Genomic DNA, 15,012 nt, shown 5'->3' on the forward strand with positions numbered 1-15,012 from the left:
GCGACTTCCGCTACGTACAGATTCGTCACCTAGACAGTCGACGTCCCACGGCGCGGTCCGTCAAACAGCAAACCGCGGCGTTTCGCGGGAGTTGTTTCATTGTCCTGCTCGCCGGCGTGTTGATTCACGCGCTGATGCCATCACTCGGTTTCGGCCAGACGCCGCGGCGACCCAACGTCATCTTCTTTTTGACCGATGACCTGGGATACTCCGACATCAGCTGCTACGGCGCGACGAAGGTGCAGACGCCGAACATCGACCGCTTGGCGTCCGAAGGGATCAAGTTCACGGACTTCCATACCGGCGCTTCGATCTGTTCCCCGTCGCGGGCGGCTTTTCTGACCGGTGCCTATCCCCAGCGATGTGGCCTCTATATGGGAATCAATCCGATCCGTGACGAACATTGGTTTCTGGGGCTGAATCCCGATGAAGTCACATTGGCGGAGCAGTTTAAAAAGCAAGATTACGAAACCTTTTTGATCGGCAAATGGCACCTCGGCAAGGAACCCGAATTCCATCCCTTCCGGCACGGGTTTGATCACTACTACGGCATGCCCAACAACGCGGGGCACTCGTCAACGTTTTACGACGGCAAGCAGGAGATCTATTCGCAAACTCCCTTGGCCCAGCTGACCAAGCTGTACACGGATCGAGCGGTGAAGATCATCACCGAGCACGGCGACCAACCGTTCTTTTTGTATTTCTCGCACAACTATCCCCACACGCCTTACAAAGCCGGCAAGGACTTCGTCGGATCGTCCCAGGACGGCGTCCGCGGCGACGTGATTGAGGAACTTGATTGGGGAATTGGCGAAATGATGAACGCGCTACACAAGGCGGGGATCGCGGAGAATACGATCGTGATCTTCACATCGGACAACGGTCCGGTGAAACCGCAATACGCGGCCCCCTATCGCGGAACCAAGTATGTGACCTTCGAAGGCGGCCATCGCGTCCCGTTCATTTTTCATTGGCCGGCGGTGATCAAGCATGGCGTCCAATCCGACACGCCGGTCGTCGCCATGGATCTGTTCCCGTCGTTGTCGGAGATCATTGGCCAGACGCTACCGGACGATCGCGTGTACGACGGCGTCAGCCTGATGCCGCTCTTGATCGGCGGAAAGCTGACTCGGGCCGATGACCAGCCGTTCTACTATTACAACTGCGAGAACCTGCAAGCGATTCGTCACGGCGACTGGAAGTTGCATCTTCCGCGTTCCAGCGAGCAGCTCCCGTTTTGGGACAAGAACAAGGCCTTCACACGGATCCAGTCACCCGTCCTGTACAACCTGCGTTTGGACGTTGCCGAGTCGCAAGACGTCTCCGCGGCCAACCCCGATATCGTCCGGCAGATGGTACGCATGGCCGAACAGACTCGCCAGGAACTGGGGGAGTTTATGCAACGGGGCGATGGCCAACGCCCGACCGGATCGGCGATTAAGGATGCGCCGGTCATCAGCCATGGAAAAGACTGGCCGACGGTCGATGCCGCCACACGCAAGGCGATCCACGCCGAGCGTCTGAAGCGACATCCGGAGTTGAAAGCGGAAACAGGGAAACAAAAGCCGCGCACGCAGAGACAAAGAACGAAATGAGTCAGAATTGTTCAAGTGTTGGTGTACAGGCTTTGGCCGCCATCCAAATTGGGACGGCCGTTGCTCCGGGTACGATGGCCCTTCCGGGCCGTCGTCCACAGGACTCACCGCGACGACCTAAAATGGACGTCGTACAACGAGGCCTTCTGACATTGGTTTTCAGTGTCAGCTTGTTACTGCTTCTGGCATCGACCAGAACGGCAGCTGCGGAAAGTCCGGCCCGACCGCCCAACATCATTTTGATTTTCGCCGATGATGTCGGCTACGGTGACTTGGGCTGTTATGGTTCGACGTTGAACACACCCCAGATCGATCGCCTGGCTCGCGAGGGGTTCCGCTGGACTGATTGTCTGGTCGCGGCCAACGTTTGCGGTCCGTCGCGAGCCGCATTGATGACCGGGCGTTATCCGATGCGCTGCGGGCATCCGATTTCCAGGCACAACACCCCCAAATACGCCGAATACGGAATCGCGGCCGAGGAGCTGACCCTTGCCGAGCTGCTGAAGTCGGCCGGCTACTACAACAAGATGGTCGGGAAATGGCACCTCGGATTTCATGTCAACGGTTCCCATCCCCTGGACGCCGAGTTGATGCAGGAAGCCGAACGGATTCGCGCCCAGATCGGCGATGTCCACGTCATCGGTTCCGACCAGCGCCCCCATCATTTGGCCAATCCGCAAGACAAGACTTAGCCCATGCCCGAGCGAACCCTCCAAGAGCGTCAGAATTCGTGCTCGTCCCCGAGCGTTGGTCGTGGACGGTCGATCCAACGCAGGAGTTTTCTGGGCGCGATCGGCGCCGGTGGCGGTGCAGCCGTGTTGCCCGGCGGGTCCCAGGCCATGGCGGGGCCATTTTCCAAGGCCGATGTTTCCGATCATCTGGTGCCGGCCGACAAAAAACTGTCCGCCGAGTGGTTGGCTTCGCTGACCAACCGTGGCCAAGCCGAGGTGTTTTCGGGGGAACAACTCGATGACCGTGAGATCACGACAAAAATCCAACGCGATGCTCGACGCATCATCGTTCACTTTTCCCAAGGCCTGGACATCACGGCCGGCCAAACGCTTCTGCTGGAACTCTAATCTTCACGTGGTGTGATGAAGAACAGTGAAACAATCCGCCGCGTGGCCCGGCCAATCGGAATCCTAAGCAACCAATCCCTAAAAGAGGAAATCATCGTGAGAATTTTGGTCTGGATCGCTAGTGCTGCCGCCGTGATGGCTGGCAACGTCGCGGTGGCTCAATCGCAATTGGGCACCGTCGAAGTCGTCTACTCCGACGCCGAAGGCATCGGTGCTGAAGAAGGCGTGATGCGCCGTGACCCCAGCGACATCATCAAGGTCGATGACCTTTACTACGTCTGGTATTCCAAAGGCAAGATCTCGCCCGGTTACGACGCGACCGTCTGGTATGCCACTTCGCCCGATGGCCACAGCTGGACCGAGAAGGGGATGGCGCTGGGGAAAGGCGAGTCGGGAACCTGGGAAGGCGCCAGCGTCTTTACGCCAAACATTTTGGTCGCCGAAGGACGCTATTGGTTGTTCTACACCGGAACCTCACGTGAGTTCGGCAGGCCCTTCAATCCGGATTCGAAAATCGGAATCGCCGTCTCGGATTCGCCCGACGGACCTTGGGAGCGACTCGATAGCAACCCGGCACTGACCAACAGCGACGATCCGGAGGATTTCGATTCTCACTTGGTCGATGATGCCTGCCTGATCGTCCGCGACGGCAAGTATTGGTTCTACTACAAGGGGCGTCAGCTCGGGAAAGGCCCGGGGCAAACCAAGCTGGGGCTTGCGATCGCCGACAAACCACAGGGGCCCTACGTCAGATCCGAAGGCAACCCGGTGATCCCGGGCAACCACGAAGTCTTGGTTTGGCCGCAGGGCGAGGGCGTTGCCGCGTTGATCGGAACAACCGGCCCCAAAGAATGGGTGCGTTCGATCGTTTATGCCGAAGACGGCATCCACTTCACGAAAACCCACAACGTGAAAAACGTCCCACACGCGGCCGGAGCCTATCGCCCCGAAGCCTTCACCGACTGCGATAAGGGCACCCAAATCCGCTGGGGCGTTCACATCGGCAGCCGCAAGGGGTTTCTTCCCTTTGTCGAACGTTTCGATTTGAAGCCGGCGGGGGAATAAGCGTGTCGAACACCCAACCGCTGGTGTGTAGCCTTGAGGCGAGCGTTTCGCCTAGAGCGACTCGAATGGCACGGGCATCAGTCAAAAGAAACGCAGCAAACGCTGGTGTTCAGGCTTTAGCCGCCCACGGTCGCTGCGAAGCAGCGACCGAGAATCGCCTAAAGGCTAGACACCAACGCTTATGCCCGTGCCATTCTAAAACGACTCCTTTTCGAAAGTACAGTGGCCCTGCCGGGCTGTCGCTCAAGGGGCTCGGTGCGACGACCTAGAAAGGACGTCGTACAACGAGACAAACGGTTTTATCTTTCTCAAACGAATTTATTGTTCATCATCAACTGGACGGTCCCAATTCACGTGCGACACATCATCAATCACCGATTCAACGTAGCTACCTTCGCCAGAAGGTGGTTCCCCTCTGCCATCCACGCTCTGGTAAGCGTAGCTACGTCGACGCGTTGCAGCGCACCCGGGGTTTTGGCCAGCTTGCTTCTAAGCGTCGCCTGTGTCGCCGATGCGGACGACTTCGCATCCAAACGCGCCGACGTCCTCGCGCTCGGCCAACTCACCCAACCTCCGGCGATGATGGATGCCGAAGGATTCGAACGCACCGAAACGATCCGCCCGATCTATTACGATGCTTTGGACTATGAAGGCCGGCCGACCAAGGTGTTTGCGTGGCTGGGCTTGCCATCCAATCGCAGTGGGAAAGTTCCGGGCATCGTGCTGGTTCATGGCGGCGGTGGGACGGCATTTCGCCAGTGGGTTGAGAAATGGAATGAAAAGGGTTTTGCCGCGATTGCGATCGCGCACGAGGGACAGGCCGAACGCCGCGAAGCACCGCGTAAGTGGGCGAAACATCAATGGCCCGGTCCCCCGCGCGCGGGACACTATCAGGATGTGTCCAAGCCGCTGCAGGATCAGTGGATGTACCACGCGTTGGCCGACACCATCCTGGCCAACTCGCTGTTGCGTTCCCTGCCGGAAGTTGATCAGGACAAGGTTGGCGTGATGGGCGTTTCGTGGGGCGGTGTCATCACCAGCACGGTGATGGGAATCGATACCCGATTCGCGTTTACCATTCCGACCTATGGGTGCGGAAAGATGGCCGACGTGGACAATCACTGGGGCGCCGCGTTGGGTGACAACACGTTCTACCGTCAGGTTTGGGACCCGCTGCACTACCTGCCTAACGCGACGATGCCGACACTGTGGTTTTCATGGCCGCAAGACAATCACTTTCCGCTCGACAGCCAGGCGGCCAGCTATCGTGCGATGAGTGGCGAGTTCCTGGTCGCGCTGCTGCCCGGTATGAGACACAGCACGGCGGCCGCTTGGAATCCGCCGGACAGCTACGCGTTCGCGGAAAGTGTCGTGAATGACGGCAAACCGTGGTGTCGCCAAATGGGCACACAAATGAACGGGACATCGATCCAGTTCACGCTTTCGTCGTCCAAACCTTTGGATCGCGCCGTGTTGATCTCCACGACCGACACCGGATTCACAGGCAATCGTACGTGGGTCGAATCTCCCGCATCGCTCACCCGTGAGGGAGAACACTGGGTGGCGACCGCGGACTTGCCCGAACACACGACGTCCTGCTTTGTGAATGTCAAATCCGGAAATCTGACGATTAGTTCGCAGTACGTTGAAGTTCAACAGCGTCCGTGAGGAATGGTTTCAGCGACCGTTGGTGTCTAGCCTTTAGGCGATTCCCGTCGCTGCGAAGCAGCGACAGGGGGCGGCTAAAACCTGAACACCAGCGGTTTTACCCAAGTCATTCGTATCAGTGCTCTCTTTTTACCGACATCAAAACAATGAGACACTCATTCATCGTGCTACTGACGCTGGCGATCCTGACAGCGAACAGTACAACCTGCGGTGCTGCCGGTCCCCAGGCTGACTTCTTCGTGTCCACCACTGGATCCGATCGCTGGTCCGGCACACTGGCGGCAGCCAACGCGGAGGGAACCGATGGCCCATTTGCGACGCTGGTGCGGGCCCGGGATGCCGTTCGCGAGCTGAAAAAGACAAAGCCATCCGACATCGTGGTTCTGATCCGTGGTGGAACCTATCGCGTTGATAACACCGTGGTGTTTGGTCTGCAGGACTCGGGGAAATCAGGTTCGACCGTAACCTATGCCGCCTACCCAGGCGAAACTCCCGTCTTTAGTTCGGGACAGGAAATTCAAGGTTGGAAAAAGGTCGAAGGAGAGTTGCCCGGCCTGCCCGATGAAGCCGCCGGCAAACTGTGGACCGCCGATGTGTCGGACCGGTTTTTCACGCTCTATGATGCCGAGGGCATGCTGTCTCGCGCTCGCTCGGAAGGCTTCATCCCGCTTTCCGGCGGCAGCCGCAACCGGCTGCATTTTCCCAAAGGCAAGCTAAAAGCTTGGCCGAACGTGCATGACGTGGAAATCGTGGTCCGTCCGCATCACGCCTGGATTTGCAATGTGCTGCCGCTGGAGTCCGTTGACGAGCCGCGGCAAATGGCCCAGACGTCGATGGAAGCCACGTACGCGATGAACCCGCTTCATTTCCTGAAGACGACCGAATCGTGTTGGGTGGAAAACGTGCTCGAAGAACTCGACGAGCCGGGCGAGTGGGTTCTCAATACCGAGCAGGGAAAGGTCTACCTGTGGCCGAGAGGCAAGTCACCGCTTGAGTCTCCGGTGATGGCACCGCGATTGATCGAATTGATTCGAGTCGAAGGCGTAATCGACAACCACGGCCCCATCGACGTCCCTGTGCGGAACCTGCATTTCCGCGGTCTGACGTTCATGCATGGCGACCGATACGCCCTGGACCAGGACGATGCCGGGTTGCAGCACGATTGGGACATGTTGGACAAAGCCAACACGCTCGTTCGCCTGCGCGGGGCGGAGAACTGTTCAATCGAGGAATGTCATTTTGCCCACAGCGGCAGTGGTGCGATTCGTGTGGATCTGCATGGCCAAGGCAACAAGATCACCGGGAATCACATCGAGCATTTGGGAGGGGCCGGAATCCTGCTGTGCGGCTACGGCCCCGGCACCAAGGATGTCAACGGCAACAACCTGGTCTACAACAACCACATTCATGACCTGGGAAAAATCTATTTGCATTCACCCGGCGTGATGATCTGGCAAAGCGACCAGAATCGCGTGGCAAACAACCTGATTCACCACATGCCGTACTGCGGAATGATTGTCTCCGGCTGCATGACGCACTTCTTTGACAAAAACGGTCGCGAGTTGAGTCGCACGATCCGCAGACACGAAATCGAAGATCTGCCGAGACAACCGACGCTGGAGGATGTCCGCCCCTACCTGCATTCACATGACAACCTGATCGAATTGAACGAGATTCACAACGCGACGGAATCGACAAGCATAGCTTGGCCACCGATCCGTTGTTTGTTGACCCTGAAAACGGCGATTTCCGACTTCGACCCGATTCACCGGCACTCAAATTGGGCATTGTGCCCATCGACCTATCGAAGGTCGGATTGATTCCGCAACGTCCCTAAATAAACCACGACTGATCAATTAAAACCCCAACAAGCCCCATGAACTTACGCTCCATTTCACTCCTCGCCACGCTGGTCGCCGGCGCTCAACTCTGCGCCGCCGATTGGACGATCGACAGCGCCGACGACTGGAAAACGAACATCCAAACCGCCGAAGGCGCCACGGTCGCTGGCGGCTCGGTTTCGCCGACAGCAAAGACCGCGACCATCGTCACGCGAATTCACAGCTCCGACGAAAAACGTTCGGCCCGATCGCTCGTCATCGACCAGTCGCCGATCTGGCAGAACTGGAACCCCATCGAAAACCTCGGTCCGGTCAACTTGGCCGACGCCCCGGTCTTGCTGACCGTGGCGCCGGACAACTACTGGATGTTCGGCCGCTACGGAGGTGGTCAGCCTCGGCGCAAGAAAGGTCAGAAACAGGGGGCGAAGTCGACACCGCCTTTCAAGCCGCAACCTGTGACGCTGGAAGGATTCGACATCCCGCTGCAAACCACTCGGTTCCCCAATCAGTTCGACGCGCCGGGCGGACTGAAACCCGGTAAAGGCGGATACCATGCCTGGCAGAGCCGCGATATGAAGAATTGGGTCCATCACGGTCCGGTCACCGAAGCGTTTTCGAAATGGGTGACCAGTGCCGAATGGGTCGATGGCAAGGCGTTGATCTACTACGACTTCCCCAACGACCAGGATCCACACGTCTACGTCGACGAGGATCTGTTTGACGGCGAACCGGGAAAGAACATGGGCATGGCGGTCAAAGACCCGTCTCACGGCAGCGATGCCGGGTTCATTCGCGACCTGCAGGGCAACATGCATGTCATCATCGAGGATTGGAGCCCGATCAGTGCCAACAAGCGTTCCTGGGACTCGCCCCTGGCCGGACACGCCGTCAGCCCGAATGGAATCGACGGGTTTGTCTTTCGAAAACCGGCCGTCGACAACCGCACCAACCCGACCGGAAAGATCGGCACGTACAAGCATCCGCATTGGGCCAAAGAAGATCCCCAAAACTACAAAACGAACGTCGCCGAGTACAACATTCATGAACCCGAACAGGAGGCCTATGGCGATTGGGCAGCGATTTGTATCGGCGGCCGGTATTACCTGTTCGGTGACTACGACCCGGCAGGCGGTCACGAAATGAGCGTGGGCTGGTTCACATCGCCGTCGATCGATGAACCGTTCTCCTGGTGCGACAACATCGGCAAGGGGCACCCCGACCCGGACGTTGCGTTCGCCGAAGGGCAGTTCTACCTGGCCACCCAACAGAAAACCGACTTCGTCAGCCCCGGGCCCTGGGTGGAGTCAGTCGAAGCGCGTGTCGGCGTCGATACGGACCAAGATGACAAGATCGATCAGTGGACCGACTGGACCGAAGTCAAAGAAACCTACGACTACATCCCGGGGTTCTCAAAGCAGATCGCGAAGACACCCGCCGAACTGGAGCTCTCGACCCTGCCGGCCGGCTACGGTTTCCAGGTCGAACTTCGTCTGACCGATACCACGGAGAACAAATCCAAACCGATCGTTGAGCGGGTCTCGCTGTCATTTTCCGAATGAGTCGGGCGGACGTGTGTAGGCGAGCATGCCAGACATCGGTTTCGATCCGCCGCTCGGCGCCAGTCTACACACCCCATCATTCTGCCCCGAATCATTCTGCCACCCCATCCTGATTGCCAAAACTCCCTTGCAGCTCGCATTATTGAATGAACCTACGATCGACAACCAACCGTTTCATCCTGCTTGCCGTGGTCTGTTTGCAGGCACACGTCACAAACTCCCCGCAGCACCAGCCCGCCGCGATCGTTTCGGATTCCGATCAGGCCTTGAAACGCACCCGCAACGTCGATTTGGACGGCAACGACCGGTGAGACGAGATTCACCTTCGTGGACGCGGGAAATCTGACCGCCGCGCGGAAGACAGATTTGTTCGGCGGGGCGGTTGGTTTTTAGATAAGTGTTACGTATTCGGGCAACAAACAATGGGCAAAACAATGGGGGCAAGACGATGGGGGCAAAACGATTACAGCCTGGAATTGTTTTGCCCCCATTGTTTTGCCGTTCCTTCGAGGATGGGGCACCGATCGCGAGATGGGGCAAATAGGATAAATAGGACGTATAGGTCCCGTCTGTCCCATTGGTCCGATCGGCCCCAATGAGCGACGGCCCCCTCGCCGTAGTCGGATGGACCCGACCGTCCGCGCGAATCGGTTCCGCATCGCCGGTGGACATCGACTCGCGTTTTGACATTCAAACCGCTGGCTTCCGCCAATCACTGTGATCCGATCCCCCGTGCACACAAACAGGTCGACTGGATTTGCGTGTCGGCATCTGCCCAGGCGGCTTCGAATCGCTTCTCAATCTCTGCTGCTGCGGCGTGATCTCCTCGGGCGGTCAGACATTGTTTCAGTCCGAACAGAGACCAGCCGTTTTCGGGCCAATCCTTGAGGTCCGCTCGGTAGACTTGTTCCGCTTCTTCCCAGCGTTTGGCGGCGACCAGGACCGCGCCCAGCGAGTGACGCACCGGTTGAATCCATTCCGGCGGATCCATGTACAACAGGGCGGTCTCCGCCTGGACTCCCTTCCTGAGTTCCTCAATCGCGGTTTCAAAGTCGCCGCGTTGGAACGCGATTTCCCCCGCCAGCGTGTGCCGGCCGACCTTCAAGATGTCGCGTCCCTTGTTGATCGCCCCCATGGTTTTTTCGGGCACGGCGGCACAGGCTTCGCGGAAAAGTTTTTGTTCGATCTCGGCGGCTGCAAAGTCTTGTTTCGCCGCCAGTGCCGTGGCACGGGCGAAACGCCACATCGCGCTGGTGATCGGCAAGTCCTTTCGCGGCTGGGGCAACTCCAACAACTCGTCCCATTTTCCGAATCGAATCAGCACTTGGTATTCGATGGACATGAATGGGTCCGCCAGCGCCGCCGACTGGTCGAGAAACTCCGCAGGGATGGCGTGCAACATTTCGCGGGCCGACGACAGTGCCCGTTCGCTGCGTCCCTGCATCATGCACACGTACGACAGGAAGTGCGGGTTGTGAAGCATGTAGATCTTGTAGAACTCTTGTCGCGGCGAGGCGTCGCGATAAACGGCATCGACTTTCAGCGACGCTTCGTTCTGCTCCGCAGCCTTCGCCCACTTGCCAGTCCGGACATCAATGTGCGCGGGCATGTGAACCATGTGCCCCGATCCGGGCATCAAGTCTCGCAAGCGATCCGCCGCTGCAGCAGCCTTCTCCGGTGTCGGCGAGGCTTCGATCGCGTGGACGTACAAATGATTGGCTCCCGGATGGTTGGGCTGGATCGCCATGGCCGACTCCAGCAGCGCCAGCACTTCGGGCGTTTCCGGCCTTGCGTCGCCGTCATCCGACCAGAGATCCCAGGGACGCAAATCCATCAACGACTCGGCGAACAAGACGGCGATGTCCGGATCGTCGGGATACTGTCGGTAGACCTCTCGCATGGCATCGGCATAACGTTGATTGTGCGACGTGCGATCGGTGATGTTCGAATCGACATCAGAAACGTATCGTGTTCCCAACGCATCGATCAAAGCCCGCTCTTTCGCGGTGACGCGGTCGCGAAGTGCGGCGGCTTTAGATATGGCTTCCCAGGCGGCGACCGAACGCGGTTCGTCCATCGCCGGGTTGTTGATATGGGGGCCGTGGCAAAGGCCGATTCCCCACCATGCCATCGCGCAGTCTTTGTCGAACCGCAGTGCCTGTTGAAACGACCGAATCGCTTCGTCGTGATTAAATGCGTAGGCGAAATTCAGCCCCTGGTCGAAGTATCGCTGAGCATCGTCTGACGCGGTGGTGATGCCCCGATGGTGGACCGTAATGCCCACAAACAGCGGCGTCGTCGCTTCCGCCGGCGTCTGGTCGCTGGTCGCCCCGGGCGGCGAGTCTTGTTGACTCCAGGCAACGTCGCTACACGCGAAGGAAGCGATCAGAAGCACTGAGCACACACGCCAAGAATGAAATCGATTCATGGTTGAATCCTCATTGCAAGGTTACGTGAATTGAGCGGCTTGTTTGGTAGATCACCTCAATTGTCTACGCGGCCGGAGCCCCACAACAGTGGAATTCCGTTCTCCGGATGCAACGGTCGTGTTCGACTGTCGCCAGACCACCAGTATCAAAGAGTGTTCTCGTCAAATGATCACGCCGGTCACTTTTGTATAGCCGAACAGGCATTTGACGATCGGGAAGCGATCGAGTCGGAAGGCCCCGAAATGCGACAAAGACGAACGGATGGGTCGTTTGAGTGGGGTGCGATTGGCGGATGGATGTACGACGTCCTTTCTAGCAGCGTCGCACAGAGTCCCATCGACGGCCCGGAAGGGCCATCGTACTCGACCCTCGCTGGGCAGCTTTTGTGCGAAAACCGATGAAACTCTTTGAGGGCCCGCGCTGCGGAATTCGCAGGGTGTGTTGATCTCGTTTTTCTCGATTCCAACACCCTTTCGATGGGAATGCTTGTGATGCTTCGTAGCAACCCGATTTTTCACGTCGTCTGCACCTTTGCAGTCCTGGCGATGATTGCGCTGTCAGGCCCGGTCTCAGCACGTACGCCAGAATCCGATACCTCGCCCGGCCGACCGTCACACGCTCGGGCCGGCGTCGGATACCAAGACGCCTCCCACGCGTTGCTCTACAAAAGACTGTGTGAGCTGAACACCAACTGGAACGGCTACGCGCCTCGATTCGAAATCCTGAACGGTACGTTTCCCATTGACGACGAGATTGCACTGATTCAAACCCATCTCAAGCTCGTGATCGCTCAGCTGCGATCGGCAGACATCTCTCATCTGAGCGATTCGCAGCTCGCCCAGCGGAACGCTCACCTGCAGATCCTGCAGACTTACATGGCCGATGGGAATTTTCCACAGAACATCTTTGTCACCGGTCGCCGTCCAGTCTTTATCGATCCCTGGGGGACGCACTGCGCCGTCGGGCATCTGATTGCGACATCGGGCCACAGCCGATTGGCCGATGTGATCAACCGCGAACACCGACTGGACTATCTGCGTGACATCCGAACAGCGGGGCTCGCGCAATGGCAACACGCCTCCGGTTTCAGCCTGGACGAACTGGCCCTGATTCAACCGACCTATCGCAGCACGACGCTAGTCTATCCCAAAGAAATCGAACAATTGATCCTGGGCGATTCGGCGGCCCTGATGGCTGGTATCAATAGCGGCGAGATCGACGTCCATGCCCGGTGTGGCGGAAAAACACTGCTGCACCTTGCCGCTGCGGCGGGCGATCTCACACTCGCCCAACTGCTGGTCGACCAAGGGGCGGATCTTCACGCCGTGTCCACTCTCGGATGCGAGAAGAGCGAACTTGCCAAGGGCGGCAGGCAAACCGTTGTGACCGTGCGATGGGACCAGCCGACGTCGGTCACGAATCGAGGCGGGATGGGGATCGGCGTCTATGGAGCCGTCTTCAAAACGGAGCGGGGACGATTCGTCGCGGATCTCTTCGGCGACATCCGCGGCGGACGCGAGGGACTGAACGCATTCGACTATGCGACACAGTCCCCTGTCAGCTCGTGGGGCTATCATCGGGTGCCGATCAACCGGACTCCTTGGGGTGTCAAGGGGGTCAAAAAACAACCCAAGAACGAAATCCTCGAAACGCTGAAGGCCAATCGCGCCGCCGTCGCATCGTGGCTCAAAGAGCAGGGAGTGCAACCCGGCGGGTCCGCGTCCGACGGTCCACAGGATTGAACCGCTTCGGTCGATTCGTGTCTGATGGAGAAGACCAACCGACGCGCGTTTGGGGAGAGATGGAAACGCTCCACGTATGTTGTGCGCATCAGTGAGTCGACACACGCGGGACGCGCAAACTATACCTTTCTGTCGTTCATCATCTTAATAGCGGAGCCTGAGGCGAGGAATTGATCGACACGCCTGTAATTACAAGTTGGGATGTGCTGCTGCGACAAACACGTGGTGCCCAAGCGACGGTTTCAGCCAAGCGAAGGTGTTGAATCCGGCGATCGTGCGGTGGAGGCGCGGGAGTGCTGATTCACCATGATTTACCGCTTTTTTCGAGGATTGATGCCGGTCACACTCTCTTCGCCATTACTCACGGCTCACCGGCTGCAATGGCCTTGTGCGCGACCGCAACCGTTCATGCAATGAACGCGCACACGCAAATCTGTATGGCAAGATATCTATTAAGCGTCTCGCACTCGACGCTATAGATTGATGACCGTTGCGGTTAACCGAAGATCCGCATGCTGCGATTGCGGTTAACACATCAAGACGCCAGTGGTGGGCTTTGTCAACGGCGTGTCACCAAGGTCCTTCTGTGGTGCAAGTCACCTCCACTTCTGTCGAGGGCCGTGTGCAAAAAATGTGTGCCAACGTTCAAGGCACTGCTTAATTTTGAACATACGACACGACCGAGACCGAGGGCGTGATTGAGATTTTTTTTGAGAAAGGCTCAAGCTGATACGGGAAATCAATTCACCTTGGCGGTCGCTGCCGTTTGATTCTTCAACACCGCAAACGAAACGCAAAACATGGCGCGGCAGGTTTGCGACAGCGGTATGTGGTTTGCCTAGCAGAGATGCGTTCGAGCAGTCCGTTGGCACGTTGCCTGACGGCTCGTTCGAGTCCTGCCTCTTTCACAATGCAAACTTTCAAGCGATGAGAAATCTCAGTCACAAACGTTCCGCTTTCACTCTGGTCGAGTTATTGGTCGTGATCGCCATCATCGGTGTCATGGTCGGTCTGCTGCTGCCCGCGGTGCAAGCTGCTCGCGAAGCAGCACGGCGGATGCAATGCTCCAATAACATGAAGCAAATCGGGTTGGCGATTCACAACTACCACGACACGTTTCGTCAAATGCCGGCCAATCACGGACTGCGTGGGGACCTGCCTTCGAGCGGACGTCCCCACTCAGGTGTTTCCTGGATGGTGGTGATTCTGCCCCAGTTGGAGCAGTCGTCCGCAGCCGATGCGATCATTTACGAGGGCACCGATTTCAGCGAGGATTCCAATGTTCCCAATCGGAACTGGGAATTGATGTCGCGAACCAACGTTCCGACTTACAACTGCCCCTCAAGTGCACTGGAGCGATTCCGTATTCAGGACACCAGCGACGCGACGAGAACTTTTGATCCCAATGCCCCCGACAACTACGAGGTCCAAATCCCCGATTACGTCGCGTCGGTCGGTTACTACAACCCGCCGGGATCGAACGTCTTTTCGTGGGACCGTTATTATGCCAACACGGCGACGTGGTCTTGGGGATGGTTGCAGGACGATGGTTTTCTATCGATGCTGAACAATCGATTCCGCGAGCGAAAGTTCTCCAGTGTCTTGGACGGCTTGAGCAATACGATTGCCATCGGCGAACACGGTGCATTCCTTCAACACTTTGACGGGACCCAGGAAGATTCGCGTCCCGGTCGTGGCCCGGGAGGATTCTGGGCCGCCCGGCCGATGCACTACGCCTGGGGAGCGTATCACGGCAAGACCGCCAACGTGACGGTGCCGCGGTATCCGAACAACAGTTTGTTCTCGGGCAACTGGACCCAAAACATGGAGCACACGTTGCACAACGGATTCCGATCACAGCACGTCGGCGGAGTGCAGTTCACGATGGGCGACGGATCGGTTCGGTTCATCACCGACAGCATCGATTTTGACAAAATCTTCACCGCGTTGTGCGGCCGCTCGGACCGCTACGTCTTCGATCAGGAGTGGGTGAATTAATCGATGCAAAGGATGAATGAACGGACGATCGAGACC

9 protein-coding genes and 2 pseudogenes are annotated in these 15,012 nt (G+C 57.9%); 10 read left to right on the top strand and 1 reads right to left on the bottom strand.

Annotated features, from left to right (window positions below; translation table 11 throughout):
- Nucleotides 1-134 precede the first annotated feature (134 nt).
- The 8 genes and pseudogenes from Mal15_RS11370 (at nt 135) to Mal15_RS34020 (ending at nt 9,118) form a co-directional block, all read left to right on the top strand.
- Nucleotides 135-1,595 carry a sulfatase family protein gene (locus Mal15_RS11370; protein ID WP_147867868.1) on the top strand — a complete coding sequence of 487 codons (1,461 nt, stop codon included), beginning with the start codon at nt 135-137 and terminating at the stop codon, nt 1,593-1,595.
- A 122-nt stretch (nt 1,596-1,717) separates the two neighbouring features.
- Nucleotides 1,718-2,179: pseudogene (locus Mal15_RS11375) on the top strand (sulfatase-like hydrolase/transferase); the annotation flags it as partial.
- Nucleotides 2,180-2,290: 111 nt separating this feature from the next.
- Nucleotides 2,291-2,674, top strand: coding sequence for a twin-arginine translocation signal domain-containing protein (locus Mal15_RS11380; RefSeq protein WP_147867869.1), 384 nt, complete (start codon nt 2,291-2,293; stop codon nt 2,672-2,674).
- 135 nt (nt 2,675-2,809) lie between these two features.
- Nucleotides 2,810-3,739: a family 43 glycosylhydrolase gene (locus tag Mal15_RS11385; RefSeq protein ID WP_147871958.1), complete on the top strand. Its 930-nt coding sequence runs from the start codon at nt 2,810-2,812 to the stop codon at nt 3,737-3,739.
- Between the two features lie 483 nt (nt 3,740-4,222).
- Nucleotides 4,223-5,407, top strand: coding sequence for an acetylxylan esterase (locus Mal15_RS11390; RefSeq protein ID WP_233903405.1), 1,185 nt, complete (start codon nt 4,223-4,225; stop codon nt 5,405-5,407).
- Nucleotides 5,408-5,553: 146 nt separating this feature from the next.
- A pseudogene (locus tag Mal15_RS11395) lies at nt 5,554-7,098 on the top strand (right-handed parallel beta-helix repeat-containing protein); the annotation flags it as partial.
- A 185-nt stretch (nt 7,099-7,283) separates the two neighbouring features.
- Nucleotides 7,284-8,807: a hypothetical protein gene (locus tag Mal15_RS11400; protein ID WP_147867870.1), complete on the top strand. Its 1,524-nt coding sequence runs from the start codon at nt 7,284-7,286 to the stop codon at nt 8,805-8,807.
- A gap of 146 nt (nt 8,808-8,953) precedes the next feature.
- On the top strand, nt 8,954-9,118 hold the full coding sequence (locus Mal15_RS34020) for a hypothetical protein (protein WP_167546737.1): 165 nt from the start codon (nt 8,954-8,956) through the stop codon (nt 9,116-9,118).
- Between the two features lie 401 nt (nt 9,119-9,519).
- Here the strand turns inward: Mal15_RS34020 and Mal15_RS11405 are convergent, their stop codons facing one another.
- Complete coding sequence (locus Mal15_RS11405; protein ID WP_147867871.1) at nt 9,520-11,235, bottom strand: tetratricopeptide repeat protein; 1,716 nt, start codon at nt 11,233-11,235, stop codon at nt 9,520-9,522.
- Nucleotides 11,236-11,727: 492 nt separating this feature from the next.
- Between Mal15_RS11405 and Mal15_RS11410 the strand changes: the two genes are divergently transcribed.
- Together Mal15_RS11410 and Mal15_RS11415 are read left to right on the top strand one after the other, a co-directional pair.
- Entirely contained in the window at nt 11,728-12,978 is a 1,251-nt protein-coding gene (locus Mal15_RS11410) for an ankyrin repeat domain-containing protein (RefSeq protein WP_147867872.1), read from the top strand.
- Between the two features lie 927 nt (nt 12,979-13,905).
- The gene (locus tag Mal15_RS11415) at nt 13,906-14,976 is read left to right on the top strand and encodes a DUF1559 domain-containing protein (RefSeq protein WP_147867873.1); all 1,071 of its coding nucleotides are present in this window, start codon (nt 13,906-13,908) and stop codon (nt 14,974-14,976) included.
- Nucleotides 14,977-15,012 lie beyond the last annotated feature (36 nt).

Source organism: Stieleria maiorica (assembly GCF_008035925.1).
Taxonomy (GTDB): Bacteria; Planctomycetota; Planctomycetia; order Pirellulales; family Pirellulaceae; genus Stieleria; species Stieleria maiorica.